This window comes from Billgrantia desiderata (assembly GCF_900108215.1).
GTDB lineage: Bacteria > Pseudomonadota > Gammaproteobacteria > Pseudomonadales > Halomonadaceae > Halomonas > Halomonas desiderata.
Window position 1 is genome coordinate 113,342 of the sequence record NZ_FNVC01000004.1, and the last position, 20,210, is coordinate 133,551.

Annotated in this window: 27 protein-coding genes; 15 read left to right on the forward strand and 12 right to left on the reverse strand. The window is 63.8% G+C overall.

What is annotated here, in order from left to right; genetic code table 11:
• Position 1: 1 nt before the first annotated feature.
• Both C4S71_RS05820 and C4S71_RS05825 read left to right on the forward strand, forming a co-directional pair.
• Positions 2-886 (forward strand): CopD family protein, encoded by an 885-nt coding sequence (locus C4S71_RS05820; RefSeq protein WP_200825237.1) that lies wholly within the window; start codon positions 2-4, stop codon positions 884-886.
• A gap of 33 nt (positions 887-919) precedes the next feature.
• Positions 920-1,258, forward strand: a complete 339-nt coding sequence (locus tag C4S71_RS05825) for a hypothetical protein (protein WP_103968509.1) — start codon at positions 920-922, stop codon at positions 1,256-1,258.
• A 21-nt stretch (positions 1,259-1,279) separates the two neighbouring features.
• Here C4S71_RS05825 and C4S71_RS05830 read toward each other — a convergent pair whose 3' ends face one another.
• On the reverse strand, positions 1,280-1,492 hold the full coding sequence (locus C4S71_RS05830; RefSeq protein WP_086508207.1) for a DUF3820 family protein: 213 nt from the start codon (positions 1,490-1,492) through the stop codon (positions 1,280-1,282).
• Positions 1,493-1,667: 175 nt separating this feature from the next.
• Here C4S71_RS05830 and C4S71_RS05835 point away from each other — a divergent pair, with 175 nt between their 5' ends.
• From C4S71_RS05835 to C4S71_RS05855, 5 genes are all read left to right on the forward strand, one after another.
• Positions 1,668-2,693 (forward strand): SDR family oxidoreductase, encoded by a 1,026-nt coding sequence (locus C4S71_RS05835; protein ID WP_103968510.1) that lies wholly within the window; start codon positions 1,668-1,670, stop codon positions 2,691-2,693.
• 256 nt (positions 2,694-2,949) lie between these two features.
• Positions 2,950-4,110 (forward strand): GGDEF domain-containing protein, encoded by a 1,161-nt coding sequence (locus tag C4S71_RS05840; protein ID WP_103968511.1) that lies wholly within the window; start codon positions 2,950-2,952, stop codon positions 4,108-4,110.
• A gap of 104 nt (positions 4,111-4,214) precedes the next feature.
• Positions 4,215-4,529 (forward strand): helix-turn-helix domain-containing protein, encoded by a 315-nt coding sequence (locus C4S71_RS05845; RefSeq protein WP_103968512.1) that lies wholly within the window; start codon positions 4,215-4,217, stop codon positions 4,527-4,529.
• Positions 4,504-5,799 (forward strand): type II toxin-antitoxin system HipA family toxin, encoded by a 1,296-nt coding sequence (locus C4S71_RS05850; protein WP_200825238.1) that lies wholly within the window; start codon positions 4,504-4,506, stop codon positions 5,797-5,799. The genes C4S71_RS05845 and C4S71_RS05850 overlap by 26 nt, the downstream gene beginning before the upstream one ends.
• Before the next feature lie 116 nt (positions 5,800-5,915).
• Positions 5,916-7,124, forward strand: coding sequence for a DUF1835 domain-containing protein (locus tag C4S71_RS05855; protein ID WP_103968514.1), 1,209 nt, complete (start codon positions 5,916-5,918; stop codon positions 7,122-7,124).
• Here the strand turns inward: C4S71_RS05855 and C4S71_RS05860 are convergent.
• Together C4S71_RS05860 and bfr are read right to left on the reverse strand one after the other, a co-directional pair.
• Positions 7,110-7,523: a VOC family protein gene (locus C4S71_RS05860; protein ID WP_103968515.1), complete on the reverse strand. Its 414-nt coding sequence runs from the start codon at positions 7,521-7,523 to the stop codon at positions 7,110-7,112. The genes C4S71_RS05855 and C4S71_RS05860 overlap by 15 nt on opposite strands.
• A gap of 107 nt (positions 7,524-7,630) precedes the next feature.
• The gene (gene bfr / locus C4S71_RS05865; RefSeq protein ID WP_086508214.1) at positions 7,631-8,098 is read right to left on the reverse strand and encodes a bacterioferritin; all 468 of its coding nucleotides are present in this window, start codon (positions 8,096-8,098) and stop codon (positions 7,631-7,633) included.
• 281 nt (positions 8,099-8,379) lie between these two features.
• Between bfr and C4S71_RS05870 the strand changes: the two genes are divergently transcribed.
• Positions 8,380-8,862: a metallophosphoesterase family protein gene (locus C4S71_RS05870; protein WP_103968516.1), complete on the forward strand. Its 483-nt coding sequence runs from the start codon at positions 8,380-8,382 to the stop codon at positions 8,860-8,862.
• 12 nt (positions 8,863-8,874) lie between these two features.
• Here C4S71_RS05870 and C4S71_RS05875 read toward each other — a convergent pair whose 3' ends face one another.
• Positions 8,875-9,702, reverse strand: a complete 828-nt coding sequence (locus C4S71_RS05875) for an SDR family oxidoreductase (RefSeq protein WP_103968517.1) — start codon at positions 9,700-9,702, stop codon at positions 8,875-8,877.
• Positions 9,703-9,822: 120 nt separating this feature from the next.
• Between C4S71_RS05875 and C4S71_RS05880 the strand changes: the two genes are divergently transcribed.
• A complete protein-coding gene (locus C4S71_RS05880) occupies positions 9,823-10,764 on the forward strand; it encodes a LysR family transcriptional regulator (RefSeq protein ID WP_103968518.1) in 942 nt (313 codons plus the stop codon).
• A gap of 4 nt (positions 10,765-10,768) precedes the next feature.
• Here the strand turns inward: C4S71_RS05880 and C4S71_RS05885 are convergent, their stop codons facing one another.
• On the reverse strand, positions 10,769-11,386 hold the full coding sequence (locus tag C4S71_RS05885) for a LysE family translocator (RefSeq protein ID WP_103968519.1): 618 nt from the start codon (positions 11,384-11,386) through the stop codon (positions 10,769-10,771).
• 212 nt (positions 11,387-11,598) lie between these two features.
• Here C4S71_RS05885 and C4S71_RS05890 point away from each other — a divergent pair, with 212 nt between their 5' ends.
• The gene (locus C4S71_RS05890; RefSeq protein WP_103968520.1) at positions 11,599-11,913 is read left to right on the forward strand and encodes a hypothetical protein; all 315 of its coding nucleotides are present in this window, start codon (positions 11,599-11,601) and stop codon (positions 11,911-11,913) included.
• Here C4S71_RS05890 and C4S71_RS05895 read toward each other — a convergent pair whose 3' ends face one another.
• A complete protein-coding gene (locus C4S71_RS05895) occupies positions 11,914-12,303 on the reverse strand; it encodes a GFA family protein (protein ID WP_103968521.1) in 390 nt (129 codons plus the stop codon).
• A gap of 183 nt (positions 12,304-12,486) precedes the next feature.
• Between C4S71_RS05895 and nfsA the strand changes: the two genes are divergently transcribed.
• Positions 12,487-13,218, forward strand: a complete 732-nt coding sequence (nfsA, locus tag C4S71_RS05900; protein ID WP_103968522.1) for an oxygen-insensitive NADPH nitroreductase — start codon at positions 12,487-12,489, stop codon at positions 13,216-13,218.
• 18 nt (positions 13,219-13,236) lie between these two features.
• Here the strand turns inward: nfsA and C4S71_RS05905 are convergent, their stop codons facing one another.
• Both C4S71_RS05905 and C4S71_RS05910 read right to left on the reverse strand, forming a co-directional pair.
• Positions 13,237-14,013: a helix-turn-helix domain-containing protein gene (locus C4S71_RS05905; RefSeq protein WP_103968523.1), complete on the reverse strand. Its 777-nt coding sequence runs from the start codon at positions 14,011-14,013 to the stop codon at positions 13,237-13,239.
• A 72-nt stretch (positions 14,014-14,085) separates the two neighbouring features.
• Positions 14,086-14,619, reverse strand: coding sequence for an Mpo1 family 2-hydroxy fatty acid dioxygenase (locus tag C4S71_RS05910; protein WP_235014214.1), 534 nt, complete (start codon positions 14,617-14,619; stop codon positions 14,086-14,088).
• 95 nt (positions 14,620-14,714) lie between these two features.
• On the opposite strand from C4S71_RS05910, the gene C4S71_RS05915 reads away from it, so the two are divergent.
• Both C4S71_RS05915 and C4S71_RS05920 read left to right on the forward strand, forming a co-directional pair.
• Complete coding sequence (locus C4S71_RS05915) at positions 14,715-15,077, forward strand: DUF427 domain-containing protein (RefSeq protein ID WP_235014216.1); 363 nt, start codon at positions 14,715-14,717, stop codon at positions 15,075-15,077.
• A gap of 70 nt (positions 15,078-15,147) precedes the next feature.
• Positions 15,148-15,363: a hypervirulence associated TUDOR domain-containing protein gene (locus tag C4S71_RS05920; RefSeq protein ID WP_103968525.1), complete on the forward strand. Its 216-nt coding sequence runs from the start codon at positions 15,148-15,150 to the stop codon at positions 15,361-15,363.
• Between the two features lie 16 nt (positions 15,364-15,379).
• Here the strand turns inward: C4S71_RS05920 and C4S71_RS05925 are convergent, their stop codons facing one another.
• The 4 genes from C4S71_RS05925 to C4S71_RS05945 all read right to left on the reverse strand — a co-directional run bounded on the left by C4S71_RS05925 (position 15,380) and on the right by C4S71_RS05945 (position 18,446).
• Positions 15,380-16,564, reverse strand: coding sequence for an MFS transporter (locus C4S71_RS05925; protein ID WP_103968526.1), 1,185 nt, complete (start codon positions 16,562-16,564; stop codon positions 15,380-15,382).
• The gene (locus C4S71_RS05930) at positions 16,561-17,127 is read right to left on the reverse strand and encodes a TetR/AcrR family transcriptional regulator (RefSeq protein WP_103968527.1); all 567 of its coding nucleotides are present in this window, start codon (positions 17,125-17,127) and stop codon (positions 16,561-16,563) included. The genes C4S71_RS05925 and C4S71_RS05930 overlap by 4 nt, the downstream gene beginning before the upstream one ends.
• A 199-nt stretch (positions 17,128-17,326) precedes the next feature.
• Entirely contained in the window at positions 17,327-17,662 is a 336-nt protein-coding gene (locus C4S71_RS05935; RefSeq protein WP_086508236.1) for a hypothetical protein, read from the reverse strand.
• Positions 17,663-18,107: 445 nt separating this feature from the next.
• Positions 18,108-18,446 carry a helix-turn-helix domain-containing protein gene (locus C4S71_RS05945; protein WP_103968528.1) on the reverse strand — a complete coding sequence of 113 codons (339 nt, stop codon included), beginning with the start codon at positions 18,444-18,446 and terminating at the stop codon, positions 18,108-18,110.
• A 155-nt stretch (positions 18,447-18,601) separates the two neighbouring features.
• On the opposite strand from C4S71_RS05945, the gene C4S71_RS05950 reads away from it, so the two are divergent.
• Together C4S71_RS05950 and trxC are read left to right on the forward strand one after the other, a co-directional pair.
• Positions 18,602-19,621 (forward strand): Acg family FMN-binding oxidoreductase, encoded by a 1,020-nt coding sequence (locus tag C4S71_RS05950; RefSeq protein ID WP_103968529.1) that lies wholly within the window; start codon positions 18,602-18,604, stop codon positions 19,619-19,621.
• Positions 19,622-19,693: 72 nt separating this feature from the next.
• Positions 19,694-20,128 carry a thioredoxin TrxC gene (trxC, locus tag C4S71_RS05955; protein ID WP_103968530.1) on the forward strand — a complete coding sequence of 145 codons (435 nt, stop codon included), beginning with the start codon at positions 19,694-19,696 and terminating at the stop codon, positions 20,126-20,128.
• Positions 20,129-20,210: the final 82 nt, after the last annotated feature.

Below are 20,210 nucleotides of genomic sequence, written 5' to 3' on the forward strand. Positions count from 1 at the left end.
GGTGGGATTGACCGGCCTGGATCCTTGGACGGCCGGCCGAGTGCTGGCATTGGCGGGCTTCTACGCCGCTGCGCTGCTGGCGGTGGGTGGGCTGCTGTTCCGCGCAGCCTTTCCCGGCCTGTCGCCCCGCGATACCGTCGTGCTCGACCGCAGCACCTGCATTGCCGCCGGCTGCGGCATCGTCATGTTGCTGCTGCTGTGGCTGCTCCAGGCCGCCTACCTGGGGGGCGGTAACTGGGCCTCGGCCTTCAACCCGGTGCTGCTGGGTATCGTCGGCGAGAGCGCTCAGGGCGAACGGCTGCGCCTGGCCCTGGTGGGGCTGGTACTGCTGCCGGTTGCGCTTTGGCAGGGGGCGCCCCGTGGTGTCCGCTACGCTGTCGGCGCGCTTGGCGTCGTGCTGATCCTGCTGGCTTTTTCCCGCGTCGGCCACACTCGCGGTTCGCCTTGGCAGAGCGTGCTGCTGATGCTGCACCTGGGGCTTGCCTCCTTCTGGGCTGCAGCGCTACCGCCCCTCTACCGCGTGGCTGGCAGCGCTGCATCGGGCGCATCGGCCGAGCAGCTGCTGCGCTTCGGGCGCTTCGGCCTGCTGCTGGTACCGCTGTTGCTGCTCGCTGGCGGCAGTCTGGCCATGTGGCTGATGGGGGGCCGGCCGGGGGCGCTGTTGGACACCGCTTACGGTCAACTGCTCTCGGTCAAGCTGACGCTGGTGATGGGGCTGCTGCTGCTGGGAGCGGCCAACCGCTGGTGGCTGGTGCCCGCCGTGGCGCGTGGCAAGCCCGAGGCGACGCTACAATTGAGGTGCAGTATCGCCGTGGAAGCCAGCCTGATGGTCATGATCGTGCTGGTGGCCGCCGTGCTGCTGACGACCAGTTCGCCGGTGCGGTAGGCTGTCGTCTCACGCGCCGAGTACCGATTCGTCATGATCCAAGATGCCCATTTACCAACCCAGGTCCGACGCCTGCTCGAAGCGGCGCCAGCGGCTACGCTGCCGATGACCTACCAGCAGCTCGCCGAGGCCTTGGGGCTCACTCCGCCGCGGACCATTCAGCGCGTGGCCCAGGCGCTGGAAGTGTCGATGCGCGAAGACGCCGAGCGCGGCCGACCCTTCATCGCCGCGCTGGTGGTCAGCCGGCGCGATGGCCTGCCGGCACAGGGCTTCTTCGAGCTGGCCGCGGCCTTGGGGCGCTTGCCTGCCGAACCGGCGCGACATGCCGAGGCCTACCGCGAGGAGTACCGTCGGGCCCTTGCCGAACGTTAACCCGCACCGGCGTGATACGGATCATGACCGGCGCAGCGGATCGAGCAGGGCGCTCAATCCATTGTGGTCGATCTCGTGCATGAGGTGCAGCAATTCCCCGATCTCGCCGGGTGGGAAGCCCTCGCGGGCGAACCAGTTGAGGTAAGGACCCGGCAGGTCGGCGATCAGCCAGCCTTCATACCTGCCGAAGGGCATCTTTCGGGTGACCAGCTTTTCCAGGTCTTCTGGCTGCACGTCCGCTCTCCTCTCGTTGCGCTGCCGGCTATCCCACCAGTATTCCCGCCAGCGGGCAAGTCGTTGCTGGTTCAAGGAGCAACACACCGTTACCGACCTGGCATTGAATTGTCGAACAGGCAGGCTAGTTTCAAAGCAATCGGCTTGTCATTCACCCAAGGAAGGGAGACTCCGCATGAATCCGGATCGTCCTCACGACCCCACGCGTCGCAAGTTCGTCGGCGGCCTGGCCACCGGTGTGGCCGCTGCCGTTGCCGGCCCCGCCTTCGCCCAGCAGAACGGCGGCAATCAGGCCTCGGCCCAGGGCAGCCCTGAAGAAAGCCCCCTCACGCAGATGCAGGACCCGCGGGAGCAGTTCCCCCGGCCGCCGTTTCCCGAGCAGCCCCAGGAGTGGCCGGGCCTGGCCGGTGAAATGGAGCCGCGGCCCGATCACGGCGAAGAGAGCTACCACGGCAGCGGCAGGCTGGTAGGGCGCAAGGCGCTGATCACCGGCGGCGACTCCGGTATCGGCAGAGCCGCGGCCATCGCCTACGCCCGTGAAGGCGCCGACGTGGCCATCAACTACCTGGAGGTGGAAGAGCCCGATGCCCGCGAGGTGATCGAGCTGATCGAAGCGGAAGGGCGGACCGCCGTGGCCATCCCCGGCGACATCCGCGACGAGGCCTTCTGCAGTGAGCTGGTGGAAACCGCGGTGGAGCGACTCGGCGGGCTCGACATTCTGGTCAACAACGCCGCTCGTCAGCAGTGGGCGGAGTCGATCATGGACGTCAGCACCGAGATCTTCGACGACACCATGAAGACCAACCTCTATGCGATGTTCTGGATCACCAAGGCGGCCCTGCCGCACATGGAGGAAGGGGCTTCGATCATCAACGTCGCTTCCATGGTGGCCGAAGATCCCCCCGAGATCCTGCTCGAGTACAACATGACCAAGGCGGCGATCGTCAACTTCACCAAGACGCTCTCCAAGCAGGTTGCCGAGCGTGGCATTCGCGTCAATACGATCTCGCCCGGGCCGTTCTGGACCCCGCTGCAGCCGAGCGGTGGCCAACCCCAGGAAGTGGTTGCCACCTTTGGCGAGGACTCGCTGATGGGCCGCCCGGGTCAACCGGTGGAGATCGCCGGGGTATTCGTGCTGCTCGCTTCGCAGGAGTCCAGCTTCGCTACCGGTCAAAATTACAGCGCCACGGGCGGCGCATGAGCTTCCGCGGCTGATTTTTCGCACTCACGGCGGTGCCCATACGTTGACCATGAGCATGGGAAAGGCCATTCTCCAAGTAGGCGCCAAGTAACAGAATAGAATGAGAGCGCCACCTAGTACGCAAGGGAGATTGCCCAGAAAACCTGTGCATCGGGCATCGCCATACCTAGCCTGCTCGCCTTGGCGGTGAGTCGGCACCTGTGGCAGACATCCTCCCCCTTGGCACGACGTCGATTCACCGGCAGGAGGGGGAGAGGTGGGTATCGCGACTCGCCTGATAAACGCATTCGATCCATTGCACGAGGCGACCCACGAGGTACGGCAGGCTTTCGCTGCCTGGTGCCTCGAAGGCAAGGTGCTGCAGGTTCGCTACATTGCCTTTCTTACGGCCTTGCTCTATCTGTGCTACGCCACCATTCAGTTCTTCATTGCCACCGAATGGCTCGGGCGGCGCCTCTTCATGCACGGCCTGTTCGTGCCGCTGATGCTGGTGCTGATCGGCAGCATGAGCTTCTCACCTGCACTGCATCGCCCCATGTGGGCACTACTGACCGTTTCGCCCATTCCTTCCGTCTTCGCCAGTCTCTATTTCAATGCAGGGCGGGATGGCTTTCCGCTCTATGCTCCCGAGCTGTACCTGATCCTGATCTGGACGTTTGCCATTTCCGGGCTCATGCTGCGCCAAGCGATGCTGGCAGCGTCGAGCTCGCTGCTGATGATCCTGGCGGCCATGGTGATGTTTCCTCCCGACCCGGGGTTCATCAAACTGCACCTGTTGTACCTTCTGGCTGCCTTCTCTTTCGGCTTTCTGAGTGCCCTGTTGCTGGAAAAGGGCCACAAAGCCATGTTTCTGCAACAGCGAAGGCTGACTCACCTGGCCAGTGTCGATGGGTTGACCGGACTATGGAACCGACAAGAGACCGAAAGGCGCTTCGCCGAGGAGTGCGAGCGAACCGACCGCTACGGGGCTCCCGTATCTCTCATCCTGTTGGATATCGATCACTTCAAGCAGGTCAACGACGATCATGGCCACACCGTTGGCGATACCGTGCTCAAGGAGTTTGCCGCGCTGCTGCGCACTTCCCTGCGCAGCGTCGATCAGGTCGGGCGCATTGGCGGCGAAGAGTTCCTGATCGTGCTGCCGGAAACCGGCCTGCAGCAGGCTCGAGCGGTAGCCGACATGCTGCAGGAGCGGATCAATTGTCACCGTTTCGAGACCGTTGGCCAGTGCACGGCCAGCTTCGGCGTGACGCAGTACCATCCTGAAGAGGGTCGGCTCGCCGTGATCAACCGCATCGACCGCGCCCTGTACCAGGCCAAGGCGCAGGGTAGAAACCGCATCGAGATCCTGCCCTGCAGCGTTGAGCGGTGCAGGGCCTGTGCGGCAGTTCGGAGTGTGTCAGAGAAGCGGGCGTAAACGGCGCTCGCCCTACTTTCAGCGGTGGCTGGCAGCCATAGCAAACACTATGCTATGTAGCATATAAGTTGCTTTCTTACCCTTTATGCAGCATATGTGATGCCATGAACCTTCTTGAACAGTATCGTCAGCGGCGGCTGGCGCTTCATCTCACCCAGCATGAGCTGGCTAGTCGAACCGGTATGGTGCGCCAGCAGTATCAGCGCCTGGAGCGTGGCGGCAATCCGCGCCTTAACACACTCGAGCTGGCGGCGGATGGGCTCAATGCCAGGCTCATGCTGATTCCCATGGAGAAGTGGCACGCCGTTCAGGCGTTGCTGAAAGGTGAGACGAGTGAGAGTACGGGCCTTGATGCCGATCCTTGGCAGGGCCTGTTGGGTGACGATGAGCCTGATGAGTCGGATCGCGATGGCAGATGACTCAGTCGAAATGCTTCACCTGGAATTGCATGGCCGCCGGGTGGGCTATCTTGCCGGCTACCGCAGCGGTCGCAACGTCATGGTCTTCGACGAGGCCTGGCGATTCGATGCCTCGCGCCCTACGCTGTCGCTGACCTTGCACCCCCAGTTTCCTCGCTCGGGTGAGCTGATGCAGAAACCTTGGATCCGCCAGCAGCGCCTGCACCCCTGGTTCTCCAATCTGTTGCCAGAAGGAGCGCTACGCGACTGGCTGGCCCAGCGGCTCAGAGTGCATCCGGATAACGAATTTCCTCTGTTGGCGCGGCTGGGCCACGACCTGCCCGGCGCGCTGAAGGTTTCACCCGTAGCTCCCGACGACATGCCGGACTGGGTACTCGGTCATCGACGCAGTGTGACGCCGGTACGCCAAGTCACTGAGGTAGGCGGTGGTTTCTCGCTTGCCGGTGTGCAGATGAAGTTCTCGATGCGTGAACGCGATGGCCGCTTTCATTTCGGCCATGCCGACGACCTCGGCGACTGGATCGTCAAGACGCCCTCGACCCGCCATGTCCACCTTCCCGAGAACGAAGCCACTGCAATGTGGCTGGCCCAGAGCGCGGGCGTCGAGATACCGGAAATCCGCCTGATTTCGCTAAATGCCCTCGAAGGCTTACCGGCGATCAATCTACCCGAGGAGCAGGTTGCCTATGCCATACGACGTTTCGATCGTGACGGGGAGCAACGTATTCACGCCGAAGATATGGCGCAGGTCCTGTTTCGCTATCCGCATGAGAAATACGATGGTCCCAACTACGAGCGATTGGGTCGTCTGATACGTGAATACACCGATGACGGCTTGGCCAACGTCCAGGCCTTCGTCCGTCGCCTGCTGGTCGACATTCTGCTGGCCAACGGAGATGCACACCTCAAGAACTGGAGCCTGTTCTATCCTGATCGGCATACGCCGCGTCTGGCACCTGCCTACGATATCGTATCCACGTTGGCTTACCTGAAAGGCGACCACCAACTGGCGCTCAATTTAAATGGCAAAAAGGATTGGTATTGGCTGGGTGAGGAGGATTTTCGCCGCTGGTCCGAGAAAGTCGGTATCGCCTGGCCCGCCATTCGTACGGTGATCGATGACACCGTCGAGCGCGCCCGCGCCCAATGGCCACGGCAGTTGGAGGCGATGCCCATGGCCGAAGCGCACAAGGCCACCCTCAAGCGACATTGGCGCAGCCTGGCGCCGGAATGGCGAATTGACACCCGCCCCTCAGCCGCGCGAGGCTAAGGGCAGCGCCGCAAGGCGTCCCCGTCCGCGGAAAGGGCTGCGCCCAACGCTTCAGATTGCCGATACCATACGACTCCCGGCCTGTCCGGCGGACACAGGCGCATGGAGGGAATCGTATGTCTTCAATGCCCCGGCCAGACGCCACGTCGCACGGTCGCTTCAATCTGGAACAGCAGCGCAAGCGTGCCAAGGAACTGCTCAAGGCCGCCCGGGCCGACGAGCCAGACGCGCTGGCGCATATTCTTCGGCACATCCCGCCGCGCGAGACGCCGCTCAAGCTCGTCGATACCCAGTTCATCATCGCCCGCGAATGCGGCTTTCCCAGCTGGCCGAAGCTCAAGGCACATATCGAGGCGCTCGACTTTTCTCGGCGCAAGGTCGCCGAGCGCGGCGATCGCGACATGGCCACGCTGCACATTCGCTGCGGCTCGGATATCGAGCACAGCCTGCGCACTGTCGGCTTCGGAGGCGATTTCCTTGAGTTCTCCGATCCATTCTGCATCGGCCCGCTGCGCGATCTCTCGCCCACGGAGCTCATGACCCTGCGCGCCCGCTTCCTGGCGGAAGTGTCCGGTATGGCCGAGGGGGACGTTCTGGCCCGGCTGCGCAAGGGTTACGCCGCACTGGACGATCTCGAGCGCTATGAACGCCTCGTGCTGTGGTTCGAGCATGACAGCTACGACCAGCTGATCCTGGCCTACCTGCTTTACCGGCTGCGTGCGCGCCCAACCAAGGCAAGGGTCGAGCTGGTGGCAGTGGAGTCGGTACCCGGCGTGGAGCGCTTCATCGGTCTCGGCCAGCTCGCTCCGGACCTGTTGGCGTGGTTGTGGCAGTGGCGCCGCCCGGTGGAGGCGCCGCTGCTCGAACTGGGCACTCGGGCGTGGCAGGCGTTGACTGCCGACGGCCCCGAGCCGCTGCGAGCGCTCGTTGCCAGCGGTACGCCGGCACTGCCGATGATGGGCCGCGCGCTGGCCCGCCACCTGCAGGAACGCCCCGCCGAGGAGAGCGGCTTAGGCCTGACCGAGCGGCTGACGCTGGAGATCGTACGCGACCACGGCCCGTTGTCGGTGGGCAAGGCGTTCTCCTACCTCATGCGTGAGTACGAGCCGCTGCCCTATCTGGGCGACCTGATGTTCTGGTGGCTACTGCAGCCATTGCTCGCCGCACCGCAGCCGTTGCTCGCCATCAGCGAAACCCACCGCGAATGGCCCCATCGCTTGCTCGCCCTGACCGAGCGGGGGCGTGCGGTGATGGAAGGGCGAAGCAAGCGGTTGACCGGTGACGTCAGCGGGGGTGACGTCACCCCGGGCTCATGGCGTGTCTGAAGGTATGGCCGCCGGGTCCATCCAGAACGACTCCCAGACGTGCCCGTCGGGGTCCGCCAAGGCGCAGCTGTACATGAAGCCGTGATCCTGGCGCGGGTTGATATCGGCCGTGCCGCCATTGGCGCCGGCCGTCTCGTTCATGGCATCCACCGCCGCGCGGCTCTCGCAGGAGAGAGCCAGCATGACCTCGCTGGAGTCGCTCGGTGGAATCGGGCGGTCGGTGAAGGTGCGCCACTTGGCATGGGTGAGCAGCATCACGTGGATCGTCTCGCTCAGCACCATGCACGCCGCCGTCTCGTCGGTGAAGTGAGGGTTGTTGGTAAAGCCCAGCGCCTCGTAGAAGGCCATCGACCTCTCGAGATCGGCAACGGGCAGATTCACGAAGATCATGCGCGACATGGCAAAGCTCCATCAGACAGGGAAGAGGGGCGTACTCCTCAGTATCGGATGGAGCGGGGCGATTTCGACAGCGGGGGAAAGGCGCCCGTCGGGCGCCTTGGCTCGTATTACATCTGCGAGAGCAGGTAGTTCGGCTTGCCCAGCATCTTGATCAACCGCAGCTGCTGCTCCAGCCAGTGGGCGTGATCCTCTTCGGTGTCGGCCAGCAGCCCGAGGAGCACATCGCGGGTCTGGAAGTCGCGCTCCCGCTCGCACAGGGCGATGGCGTCCTTGAGGGCATCGCCCACCTCGTATTCGAGCTGGAGGTCATTGGCGATCATCTCCTCCACGTCGCTACCGATGCGCACCGGGGTGCGGGTGTGGATGTCGGGCTTGCCTTCCAGGAACAGGATGCGCTCGATCAGCAGCTTGGCATGGCCCTTTTCATCGTCGAACTCGTGGGCGATGCGTTCGTAGAGCTTGGTGAGCCCCCAGTCGGCGTACATCTCGGAGTGGAGAAAGTACTGATCCATGGCGGCGAGTTCCGCTGCCAGTAGGCCGTTCAGGGCGTCGATGATCTCTTGGTTGCCTTTCATGCGTATCCTTCCCTTGGCGCGATCGCGAATGAGCTCATCCTAGGGTGAATCTTGTGATCGGTCAATTTGCCTTGAAATTCAGTCGTTTGATGATTCTTGCTTACGATTCGCATTTGGTTCGGTAGTTGAGATGAACCTTCTCAAGGGCAACACTGACAAGATACCGGCGAAACGAAGCGCAACAGGAGTGCCCATGACGACACGGAACCTCGATGTCAGAGGCCTGGACTCGGGTGAATGCCCCGTCGGCTTGTTCATACGGCTCGTCTGGGAATAGCACGATGCACGCCGTTGTCAGCGAGCGGCCGGTCGGGGTCATCAGCGATACCCACGGCTTGCTGCGCCCCGAGGCGCTCACCCTGCTCGAGGGCTGCGAACTCATTCTGCATCTCGGCGACGTGGGCGGGGGCGATGAAGACGCTGCCCTTCTCGAACGACTGGCCGAACTGGCGCCGACCTTCGCGGTGCGCGGCAACATCGACAGCGCCCCCTGGGCCGAGGCGCTGCCGCCGACGCTGGATCTCAGCGTCAACGGCTGGCACCTGCACCTCGTACATATCCTGCAGGACTTCGACCCGGCCACGCCCTGCAATGCGGTACTTCACGGCCACTCTCACAAACCGCGCAACGAGTGGCAGGATGGCCGGCTGCTGTTCAATCCCGGCGCCGCCGGCAAGCGCCGCTTTCGCCTGCCCATCACCCTGGGCAAGCTGTGGGCCGACGAGCGCGGCCTGCGGGGCGCCATTCTGCATTTGCCGCTGTAAAGCCGAGCTAAGTCAGTCGGCATCGGCCGCAAAGGCCACGTCGCGCTGCGCCTCGAGCATCTGAAGCCGCGCTTCCAGCGCCTGCTTGATGCCCGTATACGCTGAACTGCCGAGTGCCAGCCGCATGGGTGGTCGTGCCGCGTCGGCGGCAGCGATCATGGCCTTTACCGTTCTTTCGGCATCGCCCTTTATCTCGAAGCTGCCGTCTGCCACGGCGCGCCTGACATCGCCCGCCGGCGTGGCCTCATAGACCGCCATCGGCGTGCCGTACACGAGCCCTGTGGCGAAATCGGTCGCGGTGGGTCCCGGTTCGACAATGATGAAATCGATCCCGAACGGCGCCACGTCCTGCGCCGTCGCTTCGACGAAGCCCTCGATCCCCCACTTGGTGGCGTGGTAGAGCGAAAAGTTGGGGTAGGCCTTCTGGCCGCCTTCGGAGGAGACCTGCACGATGCGCCCGCCGCCCTGGTCGCGCAGGTAGGGCAATACCGCGCGAATGAGCTGAATCGAACCGGTAAGGTTGGTGGCGATCTGGTGATCGATCTGCTCGTCGCTGAGCTCTTCGGCGGCACCGAAGAGCCCATAGCCAGCGTTCGATACCACCACATCGATCCTTCCCATACGCTCGAAGGCCTGGCGGGTGATCTCGCGGATCCCGGCCACATCGGTAAGATCGAGTTTCAGCACCAGCAGGCGCTCGCCATGGGCCTGCTGCAGTTCGTCGAGCACGCCTTCCCGGCGCAGCGTGGCAACCACGCGATCGCCACGCGCCAACAGGTGTTCCGTCATCAGACGGCCGAGGCCTGAAGAGGCGCCGGTAATCAACCATGTCTTGCTCATCGTTTCGTTCCTTCCTTCGGGTGGAGTGACGAAACCATGCTGGCGTTTCCGATTGGAATGCAGAAGTAGGCTACTGTTGTATGTACTCGTGAGAGAAATTCACCAATGAGCAAGCCAAGCATGTTTAAGCCAAGCATATCCAAGCCAACCCTGGCCGATCTGGAAGCCTTTGCGGTGGTGGCTGCCGAACGCAGCTTTCGGCGTGCCGCTGACGTCATCGGTGTCTCACGCTCGGCGCTGAGCCACCGCATGCGGCATCTGGAAGAGCAGCTCGGCGTGCGGCTGCTGCATCGCACCACCCGCAGCGTTTCCGTGACCGATGCCGGCAGTCGGTTCCTGGCGCGTATCACGCCCACCTTGAGTGAACTGAACGCCACGCTGGATACCCTCGCCGACGACCGCGGCGAGCCCGGCGGCGTGCTGCGCATCAACGCCAGCAGGGCAGCGGCCCGGCTGCTGCTTGCCCATATCGTGCCGGTTTATCTGCGCCGCTACCCGGCGGTGGAGCTCGATCTCGTCAGCGAAGGGCGGCTCGTCGACATCGTCGAGCAGGGCTTCGATGCCGGGGTTCGGTTGGGCGAGGCGGTCCCCCAGGACATGATTGCGGTGAAGCTGGGCGGTGCCATGCGCTTCCTGGCGGTGGCCTCGCCGGATTACCTGCGCCGCTTCGGCATGCCAAGCGTTCCCGACGACCTGCACAAGCATCGCTGCATCCGCCAGCGGCTGCCCAGCGGCAAGCGCTATCGCTGGGAGTTCGAGCGGCGAGGGCAGGAGATCGCCATCGACGTTCCCGGCGCGCTGACGCTCGACGACAACGAACTCATGGTCGAAGCGGCAGCCGACGGTCTCGGCATTGCCTACGTGCCCGAGATCGTGGCCAGCGAGCGTCTCGCCTCGGGGCAGCTAGTGGCGTTGCTCGAAGCCTGGAGCCCGCCGTACCCCGGCCTGATGCTTTACTACCCTGGGCACCGCCACGTGCCCGCGGCACTGCGCGCCTTCATCGATCTGTTGAAGGTGTCGGATATCCCCGCGGGAGGCCAACTAGGCATTCCCGAGAGTTAAGGGCTTACTCCCGCCTTGCCACCAGCAGGCCGATGCCGGCGCTTGCCAACAGGCTTGCGCAGGTGCGGTTGAACAGCCGGCGCATGGCGGGGCGCGAGAACCAGTGGCGTAGAAAGGCGCCGAAGCAGGCATAGCCGATGATGGCCACCCATTCGAGTACCAGGAACAGAGCGCCCAGGATCAGGAACTGGAAGGCGACGTCGCCGCCTGGCGTAACGAACTGAGGCAGGAACGCCGTGAAGATCAGGATCGCCTTTGGGTTGCCGGCGGCGAGCAGGAACTCCTGGCGGCTCAGGCCCCAGAGCCCCATCGGGGCGGCGGCCATGTCCTCGTCGCCACTCTCGGCGCCCCACAGCTGGAAGGCCAGCCAGAACAGATAGCCGGCGCCGAGCACCTTGATGAGCAGGAACAGCTTTTCGGAGGTGTAGAGCACGGTGGCCAGACCCGAGGCGGCGAGGGCGATCATCACCACGAAAGCCGTCAGGCGCCCGATGCCGGCCAGGCAAGCCATGCGCACGCCATAGCGCTTGGCGTTGCTCATGGAGAGCAGATTGTTGGGGCCCGGTGCCATGTTCAGAGCGAAGCAGGCCGGCACGAAGAACAGCAGGGTCAGCAAGTCCATATGGGCCACCAGAGGGCGCGGTTCGGCTTTCGATTCTGCAACAGCAGTGTCAGGCACGACAACCTAACCGTGTGGCTGCCGCTGGCCTCAGGCACTTTTTGATATACGCCTTTGCCGCAGAGGCGTACCGGCTGATCAGAGCTAGAATGAAAGACGAAGCCCGCAACATAAGCGGGCTCTGACTACGAAAAATACGCAAGGGACCACATACCATGACTCAGCGACTGCTCGTCCTGCTGGTTGCGCTCCTCTTCTCGAGTGCCGCCCTTGCCAGCCTGCTACCCACTGAAGCCACCCAGGCAGGCTACTCCGATTCCTTCCATCCTCAGGCCCAGCTTCTGGCCGCCTTGGAGAGCACGAACGAAAGCGCCCAGAACGAACCCTGCGAGTCACGCGCCGAGCAGGATGCGTTCTGGCTGGCGCAGGGCTGCTGTCGTGTGTGCCGTACCGGCAAGGCCTGCGGCAATTCCTGTATCAACCGCAACTACACCTGCCGTCAGCCGCCGGGCTGTGCCTGCAATGGATAGCTAGGCTTCGCGTCCCGTGGCATCGCGGTCGCAATCATAGCGCTTCATGTACGGGAACGGCGGCAGCCAGGCCTCGCGGCGTACGACCCAGCTCTCATAGGTGGGCATCAGTTGATCCGGGGTATCCAGGGTGCCCAGGTGCACTTCGATTTCGTCGTCGGTACGGGCGAAAACGGATGAGCCGCAGCGGGGGCAGAAGAAGCGCCCGTTGTAGGCGCGCGTTTCGCCTTCTATCGCTACCTCCGCCTGGGGGAACACCGCAGAGGCGTAGAAGAGCGCGCCATGGTGCTTGCGGCAGTCCAGGCAGTGACAGATACCGACCCGGTACGGGCGCCCCGACGCCACGACTCGAACGTTGCCGCAAAGGCAACCGCCGGTGTATTGCTCCATGCTAGGCCCCCTTGTTATCGACTGACCGTTCAGCAGAAGTGGGCTGAGTGCCCTTCAGAAGTGATAACGCAAGGGTAGCGCTTTCTCTGGAACACGCCTGAAACCATGCCTGCAAAAATGCAAAGCGCGCGGGAATGAAAGATAATAAGCAGGTTAACGAATAACAGGCACTCGCGAGGCGACATGAATCCCACCATCGAACTGCTGAAATCCCATCGCTCGATTCGCCAATTCACCGACCGCAAGATTCCCCATGAGCTGCTGGTCGAGCTGATTCGCGCCGGTCAGGCTGCCGCGACCTCCAACCATGTGCAGGCCTACACCGTGATTCACGTGAAGGAACCGGCCAACCGCGAGAAGATCGCCGAGCTGGCCGGCGGGCAGTCGTACGTGGCTACCGCTTCCGACTTCCTGGTGTTCTGCGCCGACATGAAGCGGCCCACCGAGGCGGCGGAACGCAGCGGTGCCAATGTCATACGCGGCATGACCGAGCAACTGGTAGTGGCCAGTGTAGATGCGGCCCTGATGGCTCAGAACGTGGTCATCGCCGCCGAATCCGAGGGGCTCGGCATCTGCTACATCGGTGGCATCCGCAACAACCCCCAGGCCATCAGCGACCTGTTGCACCTGCCCGAGCACGTCTACCCGGTGTTCGGCTTGTGCCTCGGCTATCCGGCTGCCGATCCGGACGTCAAGCCGCGCCTGCCGGTGGAGGCGATCCTCAAGGAGGACTATTACACCGACGACAGCGAGCTGGTGGCCGCCTTCGACGATGCCATGCAGAGCTACTACGGCGAACGCCGCGGCGGCAACAAGGACTCCAACTGGTCGAAGAACCTCACCCCGCTGTTCAGCAGCAAGCTGCGCGCCCACATGCGCGAGTTCCTCACCAAGCGTGGCTTCGAGATGAAGTGAGCCAATCGCCGCTGCCGCTCAATCAGCTTCGCTGCAGCGGCAGATACGAAACTCCCCCGTACCGATATAGGCCGAGGGCAGGGCATCGAACATATCGCGGGCCGTGCGCACCAGGTGCGGCTGGTCGTAGAAGCCGGCTTCCGCGGCCAGGGTGGAGAGGGTCATGCCCGGCTGCCAGCGGGCCATGGCGCGGGTGATCTTCAGGTACAGCAGGAAGCGTCGCAGCGTCACGCCGGTCTGCTCGCGAAACAGATGCGTGAGTCGCGAGGCGGAGATGCCGGCGCGTTCGGCCAGCGCCGCGGCATCCAGCCGCTCCGGCAGGGTCGCGCGCAAGTGGTGGCAGATATCTGCGATGCGCGCATCCAGCGGCAGTGGCGGCCCGCCGGTAGCGGCCAGATATTGCGCCAGATTGGCTGATAGGCTGCGGCAATCGGCGCTGTGGGCCAGTGCCCAGGCCTGTTCCTCGGCCAACGGCAGATCCATGCTGGCTCGCCCTGCCAGGCTGCCTGCCAGGCTGCCTGCCAGGCGGCGCCAGGCATCGCTGTCCGGGTCGAGCTGGGCCACCAGCATGGTGGTTTGCCCCGGGTTAAGCGCCTGGGGTACGTCCGGTGCCACCAACGCCGCACGGGTTAGGTGGCGCGAACTGTTCACTTCCAGCTCGAATGTCCCATCCAGCCCCAGCAACAGCGATGCGCTGACGTGCCGGTGCACCCGATTGGCCGGCAGGTGGCCGAGCAGCATCCAGCGGTCGTGCCAGAGGTAAAGGGTGCCGCGTACCGGCGAGATATCCGTCACAGGCGATCCGTGGCAATCAGCAAATAAAGCCGAGGATACGCCATTCAGGAAGCGGACGCCGATACGGTCGGTTCAATGCCCGGCCGGGCGCGGCACGCGCAGACCCAGTCTGTGCGCCACTTCGAAGGTGACGAAAATCGGACCGATCAGCAGAAAGACCACATCTTCGACGAACGACGGTTTCTTGCCTTCCACCTTGTGCCCCCACACCTGCAACGCCCATGCCGCCACCCAGACGATCAGCGAGATCCAGAACAGCGACCACCCCGCGCTCAGGATGGCGAGAATGCCAACCACTGAAATGGCGAACCAGGCCACCATCATCAGCAACACGCCGAAGGAGAGGCGCAGATAGACCAGGCCGGCCAGCACGCCCAGCAGGGTGGCGCCATTTACCCACTCGGCGGCGCCGCCATCCAGGCCCAGCCAGCGACCAAGCGGCACCAGCCACAGCAGCCCCAGGGTGGAAAACAGAATGGCCGGCACGCAGACGATATGTACCCACTGGTTCACCGGATGGCGATGGCTCTCGCCGTAGTCGTCGAGAAATTGCTGCAGGCTACGCATGGTCATGTCCTCGTTGTTCTTGGCAGGGGTCATGCTCATGCTAGGCGCACCAGAGGGCGCTGCCTTGTATGTAACTGCTGGCATGCCGGGGGTTTCGCTACCCCATGGTAGGCTATGCTGAGGGCGTGAAATACATGAAGTGCGAACCCTCAGCGATGACCTCCACCGAGCCCCGTATCACTCTGAATCCGCAGCAGCACCGAGTGCAGGTATCTATCGGCGGCACCTTGCTTGCCGATACCACCCGCGCTCTCGAGCTGCGCGAACGCGGCTACCCGCCACGGCTCTACGTTCCCCGCGAAGACGTGCGAATGGAGCGGCTGACCCGCTCCGAGACCGTGACCCACTGCCCGTTCAAGGGCGATGCCGCCTACTTCTCGTTCGGCGCCAATGCCGATGTAGCGTGGAGCTACGAGCGGCCGCTGGAAGGCATGGAGACGATTGCGGAATACCTGGCATTCGATGATGCCAAGGCCGTCGTGACAGAAGGCCAGTAGACAGTAGGCCGCGGCGGTCTGGGCTATGCTTCAGCTCGTTGATCATTCCCCAAGGAAGGAGGGGTGGACCATGGCCAAGCGTTTCAAGGTAGGCGATCACGTGAGCTGGAACTCCGAGGCGGGCCGGGTGAGCGGCAAGATCATCCGCGTTCACACTCGGGATACGGAGTACAAGGGACACAAGCGCCACGCCAGCGAAGACGAGCCGCAATACGAGATCAAGAGCGACAAGACCGATCACATTGCCATGCACAAGGACTCGGCGCTGACCAAGATCGGTCACTAGCGCTCTCGACGACTGACTACCCCGGCGCGCGCGAATCGGCGGCGACTCTCTCTTTCAGCAGCCACGAACCCAGCCCGGCGACGGCAAGGCCCAGGGCGGCGAAGAGCAGGAAGGTGGTGCCATGGCCTTCTGCCCCGACCAGCCAGCCGGCCAGCGGGGAGCCGGCGACCTGGCCGACCGAGGTGGCGAGCAGTGGCAGCACCGGGCCGAAGGCGGGCGCCTCTTCCATGATCTCGATTCCCCTGACCAGATAGAACCCGGTCAGGGTCATGTACCCGGCGCCGAACAGGGCCGCAGAAGCAAGGGCGAGAGGGAAATGGCCGGGGGCAAGGGCCAGCAGAACCAGACCGGCGGAGAGCGCCACCAAGCCAGCGGCATGGCTGAACACCGACCCGAATCGCGCGATGAGATCGCCGGCGCTGCCACCTGTCAGCCCGCCGAGGCCGACTGCCAGCCACATCCAGGCGGTCTGGCTCGATCCCAAGCCCCCGGCGGCGATCGCCGCATCGGGAGCAAACACCCAGTAAGCTGCACTCACGCACCCCATGCCGGCGGCCAGGCCGCTCAGCCGAGTGATGGCGTGCCACTGCTCACGGCTCACCGGCAGGGCCGCAAGGGAAGGCAGCGATGACTGGGCAGGGCGGTCGTCCCGGGGCAGGAAAAGGAAAGCCGCCAGTGCGCCCAGGGCCGCCAAGACGGCGAAGCCGACATAGGCGCTGCGCCAGGCCTCCGCCCAGATCAGCACCCCGGGCATGGCCAGCGCGATGCCCACGCTGGTGCCCGCGTTGATGGTGGCATTGACCCTCCCACGCAGCCTGGATGGCACGACCCGGGAAACCGCTTCCGCCATTGCCGGTGAGGAAAGGCCGGTACTGATACCGCAGATCAGCACGCCGACGGCCAGCAGCAACGAGGAAGGCGCCAGGGCGATCATGATCAACCCGATCCCGGCCAAGGCGGCCGCCGCGATACCGGCTCGGCGAACCCCGAGGTGCTGTGTCACCCAGGGGGCGGCGAGGATGGCAAAGACGAAGCTCAGGAACGGTAGAGCACCGATCACGCCGGCCATGCTCGAAGAAATCGACAGTTCGTCGCGCATCGCAGGCAGGAACAGGCCGAACACGAAGCGGGCCAGCCCGTAGGTGATGGCGATGACCCCGCTGCCGAGGGCGGCCATGCCAAGAGCGGAAAGGGGCCTCATGAGCTCACGCTCCGAGCCTCGTTGAGCAGGGCATCGACCACCGCCCGGGTGTCAGACAGAGCTGGCTGCATGCCCAGTAGCACCACCGCCGTGTTGCTGCCCTCCAGTACCACGAAGAGGCGTCGCGCCAAGTCGGCGTGATGATCCAGACCATCGCGTGCCACAGCGGCTTCGATGCGTGCCAGCAGGTCACGCTTGGCGGAGATCGCCAGCGCATGAACCTCGGCGCTGTGCTCGGCAAACTCACCCATTGCCTTGACCATGATGCAGCCATGCTGGCTGCTGTGTTCTAGCCAGCGACCGTGTGCATCGACCAAGGCGCGTGTCGCCTGGCCCGGCGGGGCGGCGGCAGTGGCCGCATCGAGACTGGCGACGAAGCGCTCATGGCGCGCCTGCAGTACCGCCGCGACCAGCGCCTCCTTGGAGGCGAAGTGGTTGTAGAGTGTCATGCGTACCACCCCGGCCGCCGCCACGATGCGGTCGATGCCGGTGGCATGAAAGCCCTGCTCATAGAAAAGGCGCTCGGCCGTGGCGAGCAGATGGTCGCGCTTGGAAGCGGGCATTGGATGGCGCTCCTGAATCTCGATATCTATATAGACCGATCTATCTAAAATAGAGTCTATCTAAGACCAGCAGAGCGTGGTGTGTCAATGCAAAGCAGAAGGGCCGCTTTCCTCGGGAAAGCGGCCCTTCACGTCAAGACTTGCTTATCAAGCAGTCGGCACTCTCTGGTCGACGTGCTGGTAAATCCTTTGTCGGTCCCTAGGCGGCGCCCGACTCCCGGAAGTGGTGCCAGGCATGGTGATAGAGCACGCCGGCATAGCCGTTGCGCTGAATGACCTTGAGAATCTTGGCGGGGTTTTCCTCATCCAGGGCCTTGTGCAGTTTCGCCCGCTGCTCTTCGTCCAAGGCCTCGTACCAGTGGTAGGGCTTACCCTGGGCATTACTATTCTCGGCCTTGCGCATCAGGTCCATTTCGATACGCCCGCCGTGTCGATACAGGATATCGTAGCCTTCCTGTAGCTGGGTCGCCGGCACGTCGCACGGCTTTTCGAGACCTTCCAGCACGTTGTAGTAGTAGTAGCTCAGCGGTTGCATGTGGCTCCTCCAGCGGTATGCCGTTGCGTGTCTCTACCAACCAGCTTCCTACCCCCATCCTGCCTGAGGCAAGGCGGAGGGCTCAATGGAAAAAATGTTGCTATCCGCACGCACTCGGGTGACATGGCGAAGCCGCGCGAGCGAGGCCCACCTCACTCCGAATACCCCTCCAGCGCGAAAGGATTGAGAAACTGCCTGCCCCAGAGGAAGGCGCGGTCGACCGAGCTCAAGCCGACCTCATCGCAAACGCTATCCCACTGCGCCCGGATCGAGGCGAGCTGACGGCCGATGATGTCTTTTACCTGAAGAGGTCGGTGCTGGATGAGAGCTTCGCCACCAGCTTGCGATTCTGGTCATTCAACAGCGCCTTGGGACGGGCGCCGCCGATGCTGCTGCCGTGTTGAATGGCTGATTAGGCAGCCACACCCAAACATAGGCACGTTGGCTAGAAGTCATCGTCGAGGGGCTCATGCTGCTGACGGCGGGCGCGTTTGGGAAGCAGCGCCAGCCGTTCCAGCTGGGTAGCGGACTCGCGTTTCAGGGCGCCCGTGTCGTCGGTGAATAGCGATACACCGACCAGCGCAGCCGCTTCGAAGTAGGTGCCGATGGCAACCCGGGGAGAGCCTTTGGCAATCTGGCGAATCGTGACAACGCCAACGCCCACTCGCTCGGCGAGTTCGTCTCGGGTCCACCCCTTATGTAGACGCCCCTCTTCGATCAGTCCGGCGAACAGGCGCAGCGAGAGGGCAGCATGGGGGCTGAGCGTCACATGTCTCGTTTTCATTCCGATACTATAGTGTCGGTTAAGCGCTTTAGCGATATTTTAATGTCGGTTCTGGCTTCTGAGCACTCACCAAGCGCCACTTGGATCCGAATCCATTAAACTGAGGCAAGCAGAGGGGCTTCGTCAGGGTGGGTGGAGCAGGGTGGGGGCAGACGATGAACTACAAACAGGTAGTGGCGAGTCTGTGGCGCCATGGTAATGGGCAAACGGCCGATCATGTCGCGCGGCTGAACGAACTCATTCGCTATGCCACTCTGGCTCCTTCCGGCCACAACACCCAGTGCTGGCGCTTTCGCGCCACCGACGAGGCCATCTCCATCCTGCCGGACCTCAGCCGGCGTACCCCGGTGGTAGATCCGGACGACCATCACCTCTACGTCTCGCTGGGCTGCGCCGCCGAGAACCTGAGCCTGGCGGCACGGGCGTTCGGCATGCAGGGCGAGGTTACCTTCCATGCCGAAGGGGCGGGGGAGGTGCATGTCACGCTGACGCCCTACCAACCGGAGCGCTCACCGCTGTTCGAGGCGATCCCGGCGCGGCAGTGCACCCGCTCCGACTACAACGGCTTGCCCGTTACCGACCAGGAGCTCTACCTGCTCCAGGGCGCCGGAACCGGAAATGGGGTCTCCATCAGCCTGCTGACCGAGCGACCGGCGATAGAGCAAGTGCTGGGATTCGTGCTCCAGGCCAGCAGCCGGCAAATCGCCAATCGGGCATTCAGGCAGGAGCTCGAGGCCTGGATCCGCTTTGGCGAGCACGAGGCGCTCGAAGCCGGGGACGGCCTCTTCGCGCGTGCGATGGGAAGCCCGGCCACGCCGCGCTGGCTGGGCAGATGGCTATTCCGTGCCCTGTTTCGGCAAGGTATCGAGAACGCCAAGGTCGCCCGCCAGGTGCGCAGCTCCGCCGGCATTGCCGTGTTCATCTCGCAAGCCGACGACAAGGCGCACTGGGTGGAAGCCGGGCGCTGCTATCAGCGTTTCGCCTTGCAGGCGACGGCACTCGGTATCTGCAACGCCTTCATCAACCAGCCGGTCGAAGAGACCAGCGTGCGCCCGGCGTTCGCCGAGGCCCTGGGTATCGTCGGTGGGCGTCCCGACCTGGTGGTGCGGTTCGGCCGGGGCAAGGCGATGCCGCGCTCGCTGAGGCGGCCGGTGGAAGCGGTCCTTATCCCATAGCCCTGCTTGGCTTTACTTCCAGCCCTGATGCCTCCATATCCTCACCAACCCTGTCTATCCCGGAGCCCAGCCATGTCCGACTCCCTGCATCTGGCCTGCCCCCACTGCCTGGCCATCAATCGCGTGGCCACGGCGCGTCTGGCCGCCTCGCGCTGCGGCAAGTGCAAACAGCCAATGTTCACCGGGGCGCCGCTGGAGCTCACCAGCGCCAACTACGCGGCGCTGATCGAGCGCAGCGAACTGCCGGTGGTGGTGGACTTCTGGGCCGGCTGGTGTGGCCCCTGCAAGATGATGGCGCCGGTCTTCGCCCAGGCCGCCGCCGAGCTGGAACCGCGCATCCGCTTCGCCAAGCTCGACACCGAGGCGGAACCGGGCCTGGCCGGTCGCTTCGGCATTCGCAGCATTCCCACGCTGATCGTGTTCAAGCAGGGGCGTGAGGTCGCCCGCCAGGCCGGGGTGTTGCAGGGCTCACAGCTCAAGCGCTGGCTCGAGCCGCACCTGGTCTAAGCCAGACCAGCAATAAGCCTTGGTTGACCCTTGAGCCGAATGAGACGACAATTCGGCTCATATAGTGAGCCGAATAATTGGG